Annotated in this window: 13 protein-coding genes; 10 read left to right on the forward strand and 3 right to left on the reverse strand. The window is 47.6% G+C overall.

The features are described 5' to 3' along the window. Positions 1–502 precede the first annotated feature (502 nt). The 7 genes from SHAL_RS18380 (at position 503) to SHAL_RS18405 (ending at position 9,872) form a co-directional block, all read left to right on the forward strand. Positions 503–2,797, forward strand: a complete 2,295-nt coding sequence (locus tag SHAL_RS18380) for a nitric-oxide reductase large subunit (protein WP_012278617.1) — start codon at positions 503–505, stop codon at positions 2,795–2,797. A gap of 352 nt (positions 2,798–3,149) precedes the next feature. After that, positions 3,150–4,730, forward strand: a complete 1,581-nt coding sequence (gene norR / locus SHAL_RS18385) for a nitric oxide reductase transcriptional regulator NorR (RefSeq protein ID WP_012278618.1) — start codon at positions 3,150–3,152, stop codon at positions 4,728–4,730. 147 nt (positions 4,731–4,877) lie between these two features. Then, entirely contained in the window at positions 4,878–5,987 is a 1,110-nt protein-coding gene (locus SHAL_RS18390; RefSeq protein ID WP_223296210.1) for a M16 family metallopeptidase, read from the forward strand. A 37-nt stretch (positions 5,988–6,024) separates the two neighbouring features. Further along, a complete protein-coding gene (locus SHAL_RS23505; protein ID WP_223296211.1) occupies positions 6,025–6,354 on the forward strand; it encodes a hypothetical protein in 330 nt (109 codons plus the stop codon). Continuing rightward, complete coding sequence (locus SHAL_RS18395) at positions 6,354–7,976, forward strand: M16 family metallopeptidase (RefSeq protein WP_012278619.1); 1,623 nt, start codon at positions 6,354–6,356, stop codon at positions 7,974–7,976. The genes SHAL_RS23505 and SHAL_RS18395 overlap by 1 nt, the downstream gene beginning before the upstream one ends. A 155-nt stretch (positions 7,977–8,131) precedes the next feature. Next, a complete protein-coding gene (gene parM / locus SHAL_RS18400) occupies positions 8,132–9,145 on the forward strand; it encodes a plasmid segregation protein ParM domain-containing protein (protein ID WP_012278620.1) in 1,014 nt (337 codons plus the stop codon). A gap of 10 nt (positions 9,146–9,155) precedes the next feature. After that, the gene (locus SHAL_RS18405; protein ID WP_012278621.1) at positions 9,156–9,872 is read left to right on the forward strand and encodes a hypothetical protein; all 717 of its coding nucleotides are present in this window, start codon (positions 9,156–9,158) and stop codon (positions 9,870–9,872) included. 195 nt (positions 9,873–10,067) lie between these two features. Here the strand turns inward: SHAL_RS18405 and dsdA are convergent, their stop codons facing one another. Together dsdA and dsdX are read right to left on the reverse strand one after the other, a co-directional pair. Then, a complete protein-coding gene (dsdA, locus tag SHAL_RS18410; RefSeq protein WP_012278622.1) occupies positions 10,068–11,390 on the reverse strand; it encodes a D-serine ammonia-lyase in 1,323 nt (440 codons plus the stop codon). Positions 11,391–11,412: 22 nt separating this feature from the next. After that, entirely contained in the window at positions 11,413–12,750 is a 1,338-nt protein-coding gene (gene dsdX / locus SHAL_RS18415; RefSeq protein WP_012278623.1) for a D-serine transporter DsdX, read from the reverse strand. Between the two features lie 254 nt (positions 12,751–13,004). On the opposite strand from dsdX, the gene dsdC reads away from it, so the two are divergent. The 3 genes from dsdC to SHAL_RS18430 all read left to right on the forward strand — a co-directional run bounded on the left by dsdC (position 13,005) and on the right by SHAL_RS18430 (position 15,272). Beyond that, positions 13,005–13,949 carry a DNA-binding transcriptional regulator DsdC gene (gene dsdC / locus SHAL_RS18420; RefSeq protein WP_012278624.1) on the forward strand — a complete coding sequence of 315 codons (945 nt, stop codon included), beginning with the start codon at positions 13,005–13,007 and terminating at the stop codon, positions 13,947–13,949. A gap of 110 nt (positions 13,950–14,059) precedes the next feature. Continuing rightward, positions 14,060–14,329: a hypothetical protein gene (locus SHAL_RS18425; RefSeq protein ID WP_012278625.1), complete on the forward strand. Its 270-nt coding sequence runs from the start codon at positions 14,060–14,062 to the stop codon at positions 14,327–14,329. Between the two features lie 187 nt (positions 14,330–14,516). Beyond that, the gene (locus tag SHAL_RS18430; RefSeq protein ID WP_223296212.1) at positions 14,517–15,272 is read left to right on the forward strand and encodes a leucine-rich repeat domain-containing protein; all 756 of its coding nucleotides are present in this window, start codon (positions 14,517–14,519) and stop codon (positions 15,270–15,272) included. 123 nt (positions 15,273–15,395) lie between these two features. Here the strand turns inward: SHAL_RS18430 and SHAL_RS18435 are convergent, their stop codons facing one another. Next, complete coding sequence (locus SHAL_RS18435) at positions 15,396–16,106, reverse strand: hypothetical protein (protein ID WP_012278627.1); 711 nt, start codon at positions 16,104–16,106, stop codon at positions 15,396–15,398. Positions 16,107–16,222: the final 116 nt, after the last annotated feature.

The raw sequence follows: 16,222 nt of genomic DNA on the forward strand, positions 1-16,222 counted from the left end.
ACCATTTCCCCATCGAAGTTGCCGAAATGCGTTGAAAACGCTTTATATACCAGAGTCGCGTAAGTCCAGACATGAATGTCAGGCTAGCTTTCGCGGGGCAGGATGCCCCATCGGAAGCGTTAGCGATTTATCTATAAGTACGAGGCCCGTATCTAATGCATGTAATTTCGTCGGCGCGGGAGATGCTAGAGGGGGAAGCTGTTGTCCCCCCCTTGCCCGTGTGTGAGCTGGAAGCTCACGACCTTAGTTGTTAGACGCAGTCTAACTCTCTACTTTATCAAGCGCAGCTTGATTTCTTAATTCTCCCCTCCCCCTTAGATGTCAATTCGACAAAGAACGTTATCAAATAGACAGCTGAAACACAGTCAAAATGACAACAAAAAAAACCCACCAAAACCTAATTTCATGATAAAACCTTTAAAAACAAAGATTAACAAAACTGGCATAAGTTTAGCTATAACAGGGCTCGCCTGTATCAAAAAAATTTGCGCTAAGAGGAAATATGAGCAAACAAAGAATAACCGCAATCGCACTACTACTCGTGCTAATTGCATCCTTCACTGTACTACTGAGTATCGGCAGTGAAATTTATCGAGAAAAGCCACCTATCCCGACGGCTTTTGTCGATAACCAAGGACAAACACTATTTAGTCAAAACGATGTGGAACAAGGTCAACTGGTTTGGCGCTCTATGGGGGGGCATCAACTGGGTTCTATCTGGGGGCACGGCTCCTACGTGGCACCCGACTGGACCGCTGACTGGCTGCACCATGAAGCACAGGCGTGGTTAAATATTACGGCTAAGCAACGCTTTAACACCGAGTTTGCCAAACTTGACTCTCAGCAACAGGCGGGGCTTGAACAGGCGCTGCGTGAAGATATTCGCAAAAATAGTGTCATCACTAAAGCCAATGGTGAAATTGAAATTAGTTTGTCAGCGACGCGCATCGCAGCAATTAAACAGGTTGAGCAGCATTATCTTGCACTGTTTGGTGATGACCCTAAGCTGTCATCGTTGCGTGAACAGTATGCGATGAAAGAGGGCACGGTGCCAAATCTTGAGCGCCGTGAACAGCTAAATGCTTTCCTATTTTGGGGCGCTTGGGCTGCGGTAACTGAGCGACCCGATGCTGATTATACCTATACCAATAACTGGCCGTTTGACCCGCAAATTGGTAATACCCCAACCTCTGACAACGTGGTTTGGTCGATTCTCAGTATCGTTACCTTGATTGCAGGTATTGGCGCGCTAGTGTGGTATCACGCCGCCGGTAAACACGAGAGCTTGCCAACACCTGCAGAGCAAGATCCACTGTTTTACAACAAGCCTACACCGTCTCAACGCGCCGTTGGTAAATACTTTGTCACAGCTATAGGCCTGTTCCTACTGCAAATATTGCTGGGCGGTATCACCGCACACTACGCGGTTGAGGGGCAAAACTTCTATGGTATCCCCCTTGCAGAAATTCTGCCCTATTCAGTTACCCGAACTTGGCATACTCAGCTAGCCGTATTCTGGATTGCGACCGCATGGCTGGGCACAGGGCTTTATATTGCTCCTGCACTTTCAGGCTACGAACCTAAGTACCAACGTTTAGGCGTTAATGTGCTTTGGGTGGCGCTGGTGATTGTGGTGCTTGGCTCGATGGCGGGTGAATGGATTGGCGTGCAGCAGTACTTCGATCTGGATATGAATTTCCTCTTTGGTCATCAAGGGTATGAATACATCGACCTTGGCCGCATATGGCAGGTGTTGCTGCTAGCAGGTCTACTAATCTGGCTAGCGCTGGTGACGGCATCAATGCGCCCAGCGCTCAAAGTGAAAAATGAGATGCGTCCGGTCATTTGGGTGCTATACGCCTCATGTGTAGCCATTGGTCTGTTCTACGGTGCCGGCCTGTTTATGGGCAAACACACTAACTTAGCCATTGCCGAATACTGGCGTTGGTGGGTTGTTCACCTGTGGGTTGAAGGCTTCTTTGAAACCTTTGCTACTTCTGTCATCGCTCTGATGCTAGTACGCCTAGGGCTTATTCGCGCTAGAAGCGCTAACGCTGCAGTATTATTTGCCACGGTTATCTTCTTAACTGGTGGCTTAATCGGCACCCTGCATCACCTATACTTTACCGGCACGCCAACATCAGTGATTGCTTGGGGCGCAATCTTCTCGGCCCTTGAAGTGGTACCGCTAGCACTTATTGGATTCGAAGCGGTTGAAAGCTACCGCTTACGCGCAGCAAGCCCATGGATGATCCGTTATAAGTGGGCAATTATGTTCTTCGTCGCCACCGCGTTCTGGAACTTAGTTGGTGCAGGTATACTTGGATTCTTAATTAATCCACCTATCGCGCTGTACTTTATTCAAGGTTTGAACACTACTGCTACTCATGCCCACGCCGCTTTTATGGGTGTATATGGCATGCTAGGTATGGGACTGATGTTATTCTGTCTACGCGGGCTAACGGGTCAGATGCAGTGGAATGAAAAGCTACTGAAAGGTGCATTTTGGACCATGAATATTGGCTTAGCCGCCATGGTGTTTATCTCGCTACTCCCCGTGGGAATCGTGCAGTTCTTTGCGGTTATCGACCACGGTTACTGGTTTGCTCGCTCACCAGAGGTGATCCACAGCCCACTAGTTGAGACCTTAGTCTGGATGCGTATGCCGGGTGACGTACTGTTCAGTTTCGGCGGCATCTTCATGGGCTGGTTCCTGTTCGATATCATCAAAAAAGCACTCGCTAAGAAAAAAGCGCTAACTGTGATTGATGATGAACAAGTATCAGCAAAGGCTTAGGTTTTAAAGAAGATGCTAGGTCATAGGGAAAGCAGAGACGGTAAAGACTGGGATGAACGTGACTAGGTCACTAACGAAAATGCTTCATTAAAGCTATTTATACTTCAGTAATAAGGGCTTCTTTATGGAGGCCCTTATTTTTATTTGCATCTCTTCATCAGGTTTAAATCAGCCCTGTTTGAAGGTCGCCAACCCAAACTCTTAGCCTTATGGGCTTTCAACTCAAGTAAAGGCTGTATAATTGACATATAAACAGCAGAATTTGATACTGTAAAAAAGACAGCATTACTAACTTCAAGCTCAGCACTAAGCGAGATAACAGTATTTGCCGATTAATCAATGGAGAAGCACCATGGCCCTTAATCAAAGCGATCTGACTCGTATCGCACTGGATATCACCTCAGGCCTGTCCGACCACGACCGCTTCTCTCGTCTGTTAGATACCATACGCCAAACCTTGCACTGTGACGCGGCGGCATTGCTGCAATTTAGTGGTAAACAATTCACCCCGCTAGCTATCGATGGCTTAAGCCCAGATGTGCTCGGCAGACGCTTTATTCTATCGGAGCACCCTCGCCTTGAAGCCATTGCTCGCGCAGGTGACGTGGTGCGCTTTCCTGCCGACAGTGAACTGCCCGACCCTTATGATGGACTCATACCCCATCAAGAAGACCATCTGATGGTGCATGCCTGTATTGGCCTACCCTTGGTCGCCAACGGCGCGCTCATCGGTGCTGTCACTATCGATGGTTTCAACCCAGAGCAATTCAACAGCTTTAGCGATAAAGAGCTGCGCACACTCAGCGCTATCGCTTCGGCGTCACTCAATAATGCACTACTTATCGAGAAGCTAGAGAAACAGGCGGTGCAATCGCAAGAGCCATCATCGTTTAATCATAGCAGCGACAGTGAAGTTGAAATTATTGGTCAGTCACCCACCATGCAAGCGATGCAAAATGAGCTTAGCGTGGTGGCCAGTACCGATCTTAACGTTTTAATTTTAGGCGATACCGGAACCGGTAAAGAGCTGGTTGCTAAATCTATCCATCTGCACTCTCTTCGGGCAAACAAACCGCTGGTTTACCTCAACTGTGCCGCGCTGCCTGAATCCGTCGCCGAAAGTGAGTTATTCGGTCATGTAAAAGGTGCCTTTACTGGCGCGATTAGTCACCGTAGCGGTAAATTTGAAATTGCCGATAACGGCACACTATTTTTAGATGAAATAGGCGAGTTACCGCTATCATTACAGTCAAAATTATTACGGGTATTGCAGTATGGCGACTTGCAAAAGGTTGGCTCAGATAAGAGCTTAAAAGTGGATGTGCGGATCATCGCCGCCACCAATAAAGATCTTAAGCAGGAGGTCTTGGCCGGACGCTTTAGGGCCGACCTTTATCACCGCTTAAGCGTATTTCCGATTCTTGTGCCACCGCTAAACGAGCGTGAAGGCGACGTGATTTTATTAAGCGGATTTTTTGTCGAACGCAGCAGAGAAAAATTAGGCTTAAAGAGCCTAAGCTTGAGCCCTGACAGCATTAGCCTATTAAATAATTACGACTGGCCGGGCAACGTACGCGAACTCGAACATGTGCTGCGCCGCGCCGCGGTATTATCTAGAGCTCAGTCCCAGTCCGATACCGCAGTGATCACCCCGCAGCACTTTGATCTGCGAGGGCAAGACTCACCTCAGCTTGATAGCGCATTTAAAACCGTAACAAAAGCCAGCCATAGCGTGGCGATAGCTCAAGGCCAAAACCAAACAAATAATCAAACAAATAATCAAACTCTTAAGCAAGCTACCGAAGCATTTCAGGCACAATATATTCGCCAAGCATTAGTCGGTAACGGTAATAACTGGGCGGCTACGGCGAGGGCGCTAGATGTCGACTCAGGCAACCTGCACCGCCTTGCCAAGCGCATCGGCATTAAATGACAATATCTCCATTCTGAGCGAGGGAACCGCCCATTTGAGTTGATATAAGTTAGGGTTAGGGTAAGCGCAGTTAAGCTGATATAAATTATCATGTTGATGAATGCTTGAACTGGATGTTGAAGAGGTTTAAAAGGAATTGAGACTAAATTGAAGCGATTAATAGCAAGCTGCATTACAGCTAATAAGTCCCATGTCGCCGCAGGCACTTTTGCAGCCCTGTCACTGTTAGTTGTCGTTTTTCCTGCGAGTGCGCAAGATAAACTCTCCCCTAAATCCTGTGAACTAAGCACACTCGCCAAGCCGCTATTTGATGCCGAACAGAAAATTCAATATCGACAGCTCGATAATGGCCTGCAACTGCGCACTCTCGCGATTAATGGCACTCAGGCCGTCTCTATTGCGAGCCAGTTCGATGTTGGGTCGCGCAATGAAGTAAAAGGCCAAACCGGCTATGCCCACCTGTTTGAGCACATGCTATTTAAGGGCAGTAAACATGCCCCCGGCGACAGTTATACTCAGACCATGAGCGCCTTAAGCGGTCAGTTTAATGCCAGTACTTTTTTTGATTTCACCAATTACTACCTGACGATCCCCTCTCAGGCACTCGAGCTGAGTTTATGGCTTGAAGCCGACCGCTTTCGCTACCCAAGCTTGAACCAGACCACGGTAAAAAACCAGCAAGCAGCGGTGCTCGAAGAGATGGCCACCAGCATAGATAATCAGCCCTATGTGCGCAAAGCGATGGAGTTTTTACTGTCACAAGTTGAGGGCACGCCATATGGCCATGCGGTAATAGGCAGTGTTGCCGATGTCAAAGCGGCCACGCCCGATAGCCTAAACGCCTTTCATCAGCGCTATTATCGCCCCGACGCCATGCAGTTAAGCTTGGTTGGCGATATTCCCGCACAAACCCAATCTTGGATAGATGAGCAGTTTGGCGACTGGCAAGCGCCAAAAATCGAACAGGCGCAGCTGAGCGACCTTAAGATAACGCCAAAGCCTGTGCATGGCGAAATCATCGATGAACGCGGCCCTTGGCCAGCAGTGCTCTTTGCCTGGCACACCGCTGGCTCAAATTCAGCAGATGCAGCGGGGATTGCGCTACTGGAGGCCTATCTGTTTCAAAACAAAGCCAGCCTCATTCAAGCCACTAGCCTTACCGATCCAGACCAACTATTAAGTTACTCCATTCCGTTAACCATGACCCACCACGGCATGACTAACTTGGTGTTAGTGCCGCGCGCGCACTTCGCTTGATAGGCTCACTGAAAATGTACAGGACTTAATCGACACCTTGACTGCGCAGCCGATAACCGATGCACAGCTTTGTCAGTTAAAGCAAATTTGGCTCAATAAGGCGTTATCTGGTTTAGACTCGCAGTCACAACTGGCAAAGGCGCTTTCGGCCACTGCGCCACAAGATAAGCTTCATCCACTGACCGGGCCTTGGCAAAGAATTAACGCCGTTACCCCGGCACAACTACAAGCTATTACCCAACGCTATTTCAGCCAAAATAGCGTCCGCCTCGACCTGCTTCCGCCTTGGTATATTCGCGCCACTAAGTCGATTTTAGAATTTTTGCCTAAGGGGATGACCGACAGCCTTGAAGAGAGCGTGATGTGATGAAGCCATATATGAAACAAGAGCTGAAACAAGAGTTGAAACAACAGATGCAGCCATATCTGAAGCCACTGGCGTGTAGCACACTGCTGCTGGGCGTAATGTTCAGTCTATTGGGCTGCCAGCAAACCCAGATAACATTTACCCCAACCGCTGAACCGCAGTTACCAGTATTTGATAAGTTACAGGGCGCACCAGAGATTACGTCGCTTAATTATCAAGAGTTGCCCTATTCTGAACCAGTCTCTGTCACGCCTAAACTTGATCTATACCTGTTTGATGACACCTTATCGGGCCTAAACCATCTCTCTTTAGTGGCCTACAGCAACTTGCCGATGGCAAATTTAGATGTATTAGTGCAGGCCTTTAAGGAGAAGAGGGCTTGGTTAGTACAGCAATCAACACTGGCCTGCGCCGAGAGTCTGAGTATTCGTCCAAGTATGCACAGCCTGACCATTAGTATCGATTGCCCCGACTCGCCAAGCTTAGCCACCAAGCTATTGATGCAGTTTTGGCAAGCCGCTAGCATTAACCAAACAGGCAGTTTTGATGAAGTAGGCAGTTTTGACGAAATAGACATAGCCAATGTGCGCAGACAGCTAAAATTGGCTAAACATATCAACGCCTATAGCGGCGCCGAAATCGATAATGTGTGGGCTAAGAAAATTCTCGGTGAGCAACATGTTTACAATCAATCACTCAACGATAAAACCCTTGCCGACAAGCTGAATTTAGCCAAACTCAACCGCGTCAGAGACACCATTTTGGCGCAAGCTAATTGGGCGTTTTTTGCTAATAACAGCCTTGAGCTTGGTGCTAACAACAGCCTTGAAAAGGAGTTTAGCGCCGCACTCGCCAAGCAGTTTGAAGTGATAGCTTTTCAGCAAGACGCCTTTAAAAATGCGCTCCCAGCACAAGATGCTGCCCCCTCTAAAAATGCAGCTAGCGACACAGCAAGCCTAGCGCAAGCTAAGCCACTGGTAAGCCTAAGCAATAGCAATAAAACCTTGTATCTGATTGATGCGCCCGGCAGCGTGCAGACTCAAGTGAGGATCGGCTATCCGCTGGATGCCAGCAATCGTCACCTCTCATCGACTCAAGACTGCAAACTACTGGCCAGCTGGCTTGGTCGCAGCTTTTCAGGACGGCTTTACTATGATCTACGTGAAGTGCGCGGCTTAACTTACGGCATTTATGGGCGCTGCTTCGATAACCCGTTATCACGTACGCTGAAGTTTTATGGCAGCACTAAGCTTGAACACTCAGGTGCCTTTATCAGCGGCGTGTTAGATCATTTAGCATTGGCAACCCAAACGCCCGCATCAGCTGCCGAGGTCAGCGCCTTAAAGAACTATCTCACTAGCCAGCAGATGCTGCGCCAAGCCAATTTTCGCGCCGTAGAGTTCGATAGTATTAAGCAGTTAGTTCGCGGATATACACCAGAGCGGCAGCAACAAGAGGCCGCCAGGCTAGCAAACCTCACGCCAGCGCAGCTGCAACAGATTGCCGCCTCGGTATTTAACAACGCGCCTTATATCGTGATTAGAGGCGACGCCGCCAAAATAAGCGACGACATTAAAAAGAAGCTACCCGAGTGGAATATTGTCGAGGCCAGTGTCGATTAAACAACATGATAGCTAGCTGATGATTTTTTAGGCGATAAACCGCTAAGTTTGCAACTCAAGTATCAGGCTTAAAAAATAAATCACAAATAGATTTCAGTTCTTCAATCCTGTGGTCGCATTAACTTGCAAAATTGGGTTTATTTTAAGGAACTGTAATGCATTCGAGCATGACGAAATTTGCTATCGATGATGGCTCTACCAACGTAAAAATCAGCTGGATTGACAACGGCCAAGTTCGTAGCGTTACCTCACCTAACTCTTTTCGTAAGGACTGGAAGAGCGCGGCTTTGCTTAGTGACCGCAAAGTCTTTAACTACCAAATCGCATCGACTAAATACACCTACGATGCCACATCTGATAAGGCGCTTTCGACGACCCACGTTGCCTTTCAATATGATGACCTAAACCTATTATCAGTACACCATGCCCTGCTACAAACTGGCGTGAAGCCCGGTCCGGTGAGCATTTTGGTCACTCTACCTATCACCGAGTATTACCAAGCTGACGATTGCCAGAAGAACGAAGAAAATATCGCTCGCAAGAAAGCCAACTTAATGCGAGAAATCACCCTTAACAAGGGCGAGCTATTTACTATTGTCGACGTTGAAGTATTACCAGAAAGCCTACCAGCTGTGCTGACCACATTGATGGACTCAGGCGTTAATGAGTTTGCCAAGTCTCTAGTTATCGATTGCGGCGGTACCACCCTAGATATGGGCGTGATTGTTGGCGAATTTGACGATGTGTCGGCTGTGTATGGTAATGCTGAGATTGGCGTATCTATGGTGACCAATGCGGCGAGAAAAGCCTTATCAGCGGCAGACAGCGACGCCAGTTACTTGGTGGCTAACGAGCTAATTAAGCGTCGTCATAACCGTGAGTTTGTTGAAGAGGTGATCAACGATATCAGCAAGGTCGACTGGGTGCTAGAGCGTATCGAAGACAAGATTGCCGAACTCGGCGCGGCGGTGGCCTATGAAGCTAAAACCTTCACCCGCAACCCGAACCGCATCTACTTAGTGGGTGGCGGCGCCATGCTGATTGAAAGCGCGATTCGTGATGCGTATCCGTCGCTGGGCGATAAAATTGTTATGGTGAAAGATCCTCAAGAAGCGTTATCACGCGAGATCTGTTGCTACCATGCAGCAGAGCCAAGCGACGCGGCTTAAAAGGACACTTATGCGCATTCGATTCAATGTGGGTCTAGAGCCTGAACTCTACGACAGCCACAGCTACGCCATAAAAAGACTAAGGTGTTGGCAGCAGCAGGAAAAAGATCGTAATGATGAGACTGATATCGTGCAGCAGCGCCGTATTCAGTTTCATCGCGATCTCTATCTGTCGGGGTTATTCCTGCATGAATTGGCGCCGCAGTTGCCGTCCATGCTCACCCAAACATTGTTACAAGACAAGGTGAACAGCCAAACCTTAGCGTGCCAAGTTCGCGCAGCGGGTCTGTCTTTAGAAACGAGTGAAGATAATGGGTTGTCTGAGCAGCAGTGGCAAAAACTGAGCGCCATGCTTAACGCTGCGAGCTTACCAGTCAAGCAAACAGAGGCTGTAGATTTAACTGAGATTGAGCAGCAGTTAGCGCAGTTACAACAGCTAATGCTACAAGGGCAGGAACAGCTAAGCAGTGTGCTCACTCACACTACAGTAAGTCACTCTGCTGCAACCTCAGAGAATGGGCAGCATCAGGCAGACTTTAGCACCCAGCTTGATCAACTTAAGCAGGGCCAAGATAAACTAATGACTCAGATGAAAAACCTATCTAGCCAATTAGCCCAAGTCTCTGTTACTGCTCTTGCTAATAATAACTCTGCGAATGATGACACTCTCAGCTTAGAGACTCAACTTGAGCGAGCCAGACGGGTAAAATCTAAAGGGCTGTGGTAGTGTTTTCGGCACTAATAAAGCGTTAAAAATAGAAATCCACCGCATTAGGGTGGATTTTTTTTGGCTTACTCGATGCACTCTTTAGCGAGTAAAAAGTATAGCCAATAAAAAGCAGAGCCAAGGCCGAATAAAATCGGCCTAACAAGCTCTGCTCTTTTGGCGTTAGCAATCTAACTCTACTAACCCTATGAACAATTAGCTCGCCGATTGCGCTAGGTATTTTGCCATCTCAACCGCTGGCACCATTCCGCCACCCGTCGCCCACACTACGTGCGTCGCATTGCTCATCATCTCAGGTGTTAGCCCCGTACGCGCTTGATAGTCACTATCGCCGCTCACTCTAAGTGCGCCCGGCATACCCGCAAGGGCTGACGGCTCAAGCTCAATCCCCTCGCTCTTAGCTAATAAGCCAAGCAGGTCGTACATGTGCTGGTCACTTAAGGTGTAGTAACCATCAAGCATGTGCTCCATGGCGCGGCCCACAAAACCTGATGCGCGCCCTACCGCTAAGCCATCGGCTGCAGTGACATTATCGATACCTAAATCTTGTACCGCGATTTCATCATGCAGACCCGTGTGTACACCCAGTAACATACAAGGCGAATGCGTCGGTTCGGCAAAGAAGCAATGTACATTGTCGCCAAAGGCTAGCTTAAGACCAAACGCCACGCCGCCAGGGCCACCGCCTACACCACAAGGTAGGTAAACAAACAGCGGATGCTCGCTATCCACCTTAATCTCTGCGGCGTCAAACTGCGCCTTCAAACGCTCACCGGCAACCGAGTAACCTAAAAATAGCGTGCGCGAGTTTTCATCATCGATGAAGAAACAGTTAGCGTCAGATTCAGCCGCTTTACGCCCCTGCTCAACAGCAACGCCATAATCCTGTTCATATTCAAATACATTCACACCGTGGCTACGTAACTTATCTTTCTTCCACTGACGGGCATCGGCAGACATATGTACGCTAACGTTAAAGCCAAGCTTAGCGCTCATGATGCCGATAGACATACCTAAGTTACCCGTCGAGCCTACTGCGATGCTGTAACCGTTAAAGAAGCTCTTCATCTCATCGGTAAATAGCATCTGGTAGTCGTCAGACTCCTGCAATTTACCTGCGGCAATCGCCAGCTTCTCGGCATGGGTCAGCACTTCATAAATACCACCGCGCGCCTTGATAGAGCCTGAAATGGGTAGGTGGCTGTCTTTTTTAAGCATCAGCTGACCCGCAATCGCTTGGCCGTACTTGGCTTCTAGCGCTTGCTTCATCTTTGGAATGGCCACCACTTCAGATTCAATAATGCCGTTAGATGCAGCGGTTTCTGGGAAGGCTAGCGCTAGGTATGGTGCAAAGCGTTGTAAACGCGCACTAGCATCGGCTACGTCATCACCGTTCAATCCCACAAAAGGTAAGGCTTCAGCCAAGTTTGTCGCTTTAGTCTCAAACCAGCTGACTTCTTCGAGCTTGATAAGCTTACTTAGCAAAGGAAAATCTTTTATCAGTTGTGCAGTATTCATTGTTTCAAATCCACTATCAGAATTAAATTACGTAAGACAAGGCGAAGGTCGCAGCCAATGCCACAAGTGAGGCGATAAAGGTTGCAGTGGTGTAATACATAAATGTTTGTTTCATCGTAGCGCCAGTGTACTGCTTAACCAGCCAGAACAATGAGTCGGTAACGATAGTGCAGCCGATTGCGCCAGAGCCGATTGCCAAGGTCACGATAACGGGGTTTAAGTCTGGGTAAAGGACCAACAGTGGTGACACAATCGCGGTTGCGCCCATCATAGCTACCGTTGCCGAGCCAACCGCCGCATGCAAGATGATGGCAACTAACCAAGCGAGTAGCACCGGGTGCATATCAAGATTAGCCAGAATTTGCGCCAAGCTGTCGCCCATGCCGCTGCCACTCAGTACGCCGTTAAACGCGCCACCTGCACCGATAATCAGCAAGATATTAGCGATAGAGGCAAAGCTATCTTCGGTTTTAGTCAGCAAGGTAGCCATAGTCATCTTGTTACGAAGACCTAGCAGGTAGTAAGCCACAAATGCTGCGATAAACATCGCGGTGATTGGGTTACCGATAAACTCAAGCGTGGTGTACAGGGCTGTGCCCGGCTCCATGTACAGCTCGGCCACGGTTTTAACCAGCATTAAAATGATTGGCAAAAGGATAGTGAACAAGGTAGTGCCAAGTGATGGCAACTCACTCTCTTTACGAGCAGAGACTTCACTAAACTCAGCTGGCACGCTTAAGTGTGGCAGTTTATCGCCAAACAACTTAAGGAACAGTGGACCGCCAATCAAAGAAGCCACAAGACCGATTAGCAGACCCCAGATAATAACAGAGCCAACATCGGCGCCGAGCGCGTTAGTCACAAACAATGCAGCAGGGTGCGGCGGCACAATACAGTGTACGGCCATTAAGGCGGTACATAGTGGAATGGCGAGCTTTAGCAGGGAGGTATTGGTTTTACGTGCAATAGAGAATGCCAGTGGAATAAGCAGTACTACGCCCACTTCAACGAACAAGGTGATACCACAGATAAGGCCGACTAACACCATGATGACGTCAGGGCTTAAGTAGCGCGATTTTAGCAAGGTGATGCCTATTCGCTCGGCAGCGCCAGAGATCTCCATCATCTTACCTAAGATGGTACCCAGACCGATAACGATAGCCAAGAAGCCTAATGTGCCGCCAATACCTGACTCCATCGCCTTGATCATTTCAAGTGGCGCCATGCCCATCATGCCGCCAACAAAGAAGCTGGCTAACAAGAGCGCAAGGAAAGGATGCAACTTGAACTTAACGATGCTGATGACAATCAACAAGATACTGCTAAGCAGAGTACCGATAATCCAGAGCTGTGATTCCATTGTATATCTCTATGAGTTGAAAGAAGTTAAAAACCTATCGAAACAAGCGATAGAAAGTGGCGCTATTAAAGCCAATCAATGAAATGCTGACAAAAGATATAAATCGCGCTTCGCTTGAGCCAGATTGTGGCAACAAGCATTCAGGTGTCACAAAAGTGGCTTTTACATGACCCAAGCTTCAACTGTGTTGATGTAATCGGCGCTAAAAAGCGCCTTAGGGTAAAATACTCGCATCGAAATTTGAGACGTTAGTCATGTATTCCCAACAAGATCTGTTCAGCAGAAACCGTTTACTTAGCAGTTATCAGCTGGCAAAACTGCATACCTTCGAAGTGGTGGCTCGCCACCAATCCTTTTCGCTCGCCGCAGAAGAGCTTTGTGTTAGCCCCTCAGCCGTGAGTCATAGAATTACCGCGCTGGAGAATGAATTAGGCTTTAAATTGTTTAGTCGCTTTCATCGCAGAATCGAGTTAACAGAAGATGGCAAGCGACTGTTTTCAAAGTTGAAAGACAGCTTAAAAAGCTTGAATCAGGAAGTGTTCGAGATTAAGAATCAAGAGGTGTCGGGTAAGCTGACCGTCTATTCTCGCCCCTCTATCGCACAATGTTGGCTGGTGCCTAAGATTGCCGATTTTTGCCGCCAATATCCGGCTATTTCAATCAATATTTTGACCGGCAATGAGAACGTTAACTTCAACAGCTTTCATATTGATCTGGCGATCTACTACGACAATCGCCCCCGCAGCAAACTGTTTTGCCAACACTTGATGGATGAAACCATCATGCCGGTCTGCAGCCCCGAGTACGCCGCCGAGCATGACCTTATCGGCAAGCCGCAGCATTTAAGCCACTGCACCCTGCTGCACGACAACCAAGCCTGGGAATATGACTCAGACTGCGATGAATGGAAGTACTGGGCCGATAAGCAGAGCCTTAGCATTGAAGACAACCGCTCAATCGGCTTTGACCGCTCAGATTTAGCCGTTATCGCCGCCATGAATCATGCCGGTATCGCCATGGGACGAGGCCAGCTGGTGAGTAAACGCATTAATCGAGGCGAGCTGATCGCTCCCTTTGCAGGCCAGCAGGTCACTTGTGAACAAACCTATTATGTGGCTTCACACGATAAAGAGTTAAACCCCAAGGCAAAGTTGTTTGTGGATTGGCTAAAACAACAAGCTGATTTGGCTTCGCAGTAAAGCAGATCCTTTCGTTATTGCTAGCAAGGCTCGAATATTTCGATGGCAAATCTATTGCTCACAGCAAGCTTGCGGCATAATAGCGCCAATTACATTACAGAGTCGTAAAAATGGACAACCAGCAAGACAGCTACATGACTGAAGAAACCCTTATTGAAACAGTCGAAAATCAGATCGCCGATGGCGAGCCTAAAAAGGTCAAAGAGACCTTAATGCGTTTGGTGATGACAGGCACGCCTCGCGAAGAAGCGATTCAATGGATGGCGTGTGCGCTAGCGATTGAAGTCAGCGATGTGATGCTAAATAACGCCTCATTCAACGAAAAGCGTTACAACCAGCATTTAGATGCGATGCCAAATCTGGATTGGATGGAAGACTGATATTAACGTCTTTGGTATCAACCTCCTTGGTATCAAGCCCTCTAACATTTTACAGGGCATTTTAATTGGCGTTTTAGTTGCCATGCTGCTTGGGCTTTCTTTACAAGAAAGCTCAGCGCATCAAACCGTGGCAACACCAAGCCCTCCCCCTCAAACAAATGCCCCTAAAACAAAGAGAGAGTTAACCGTGAACCAGCCCTATATTCTGACATTAGATGACGTATCGTTTGATAAACGCAGAGGCCGGATTGATGTTTACAAGGGCAAGCATAAACATATTATTATCCCTGATAACTTTGACGGTATAGCCGTCACTGAGATCTGGGATTATGCTTTTTCAGAGGTTGAGGAGTTAAGCGAAGAATTCGAAGAGGCGCCAGAGACCCAAATCGCCAGCGTGGTTATTCCTAATACTGTGACCAAAATCGGCGAAGGCGCATTTCAGCGTAACGCCCTTACCGAGGTAGTGATCCCAAGTTCTGTGACTCGTATTGGTTACAAGGCCTTTGCTGAAAACGCACTTACCAGCGTGGATATCCCAGATTCAGTGACTGAAATTGTAGAAAGAGCATTTGCCAAAAATGCATTAACTCAGCTGAGCCTGCCAAATTCATTGACTAAAATTAATGATCGAGTGTTTCAATTTAATGCGTTAACCAGCATCACTATTCCTGATTCCGTGACTGAAATCGGTTTAGGCGCATTTAGGGGGAATGAACTTCAAAGCATCACAATTCCTGACTCTGTAACTGACATAGGTTCAGAAGCGTTTGCAGATAATTCCATAACCAGTGTATTAATTCCGACTTCGGTCACTTACATGGGTAATGACGCTTTTACCGATAACCCATTAAGGGGCAGGATTATCAAAGGCTTTGGCAACAAAAAACCGCCCAGAGAACTCACTGACGAAGAGTGGCTCGAAGTCTTTGGTGACTTATAAGCTAAAGCATTGCTGCGCGCACACCTAACATCTGATTGCGCGTAACCTTGTGAGCTTACTGCTCACAAGGTTTACAGCAGAGAAGTAACTGTCCCCTGTTATACCATCTACAACAACTTCAAGTTAATCGTACTCAGCTACTAGCATGACTTTCTTTAACTCTGGCTGGTAAAACACCATAAACTCACCGGCAAAGCCCAAGTACTCACTATCTCTGACCAAGTAAGCTTCATCTTTAAAGCTGCCTATGAAGGTATATTCTTTATTGTCTTTCTGATCCAGATAAACGATATCGCGAGTGCTCATATGTTCAAATTCAGGATGATTAAGGCTGCAGGTCACTTCATAGTAATGATCCAGCTCTGGGTTCTTTGCCAGTTCATTATATAAACATGAAGCCCAATTCTGGCCAAATCTAGGTTGGCCGCCCAAAGTGATTAATGGCAGCTTTTTGTCACGACGCATCAAACACTTATTGGCAGCAAATTCGTCCTGCGCTTGCTGATAGTTGTCTAAGTACTCGTCTTGCTCCTCAAGCGTATCATCATTGGCGTACTCGTCATCTAAGCACCAGCCTTGTTGCTCATCAATATACGAATAGGTGATTGGGCCATAATCACCATCGGGAATGCCTTGCAGATTAGGTAGTGCAATGAGTATTTTGTCGTCAATGCTTGCATCAAACATATTGAATGACAACAACCCAATTGGAATTAATTTCTCACGGTCAAAAACCACAGACTCAGCAGTTGGAAATGCAGCATAACCAGCTTCATCATGGAAGATATCGGTTTCAGCTACATTCAATTTGGTATCTTTAATTATAAACGCCATATTTAACAACACATTCCTTTCATTAATAGTTTAACCTGCTAATTCGCTAGCATTTTCCACAAGCGATTCATAGATTATTGATGCCAGTATACGCTCTTGTTAGGGGAAATTGGCGT

It is taken from the genome of Shewanella halifaxensis HAW-EB4 (assembly GCF_000019185.1).
Taxonomy (GTDB): domain Bacteria; phylum Pseudomonadota; class Gammaproteobacteria; order Enterobacterales; family Shewanellaceae; genus Shewanella; species Shewanella halifaxensis.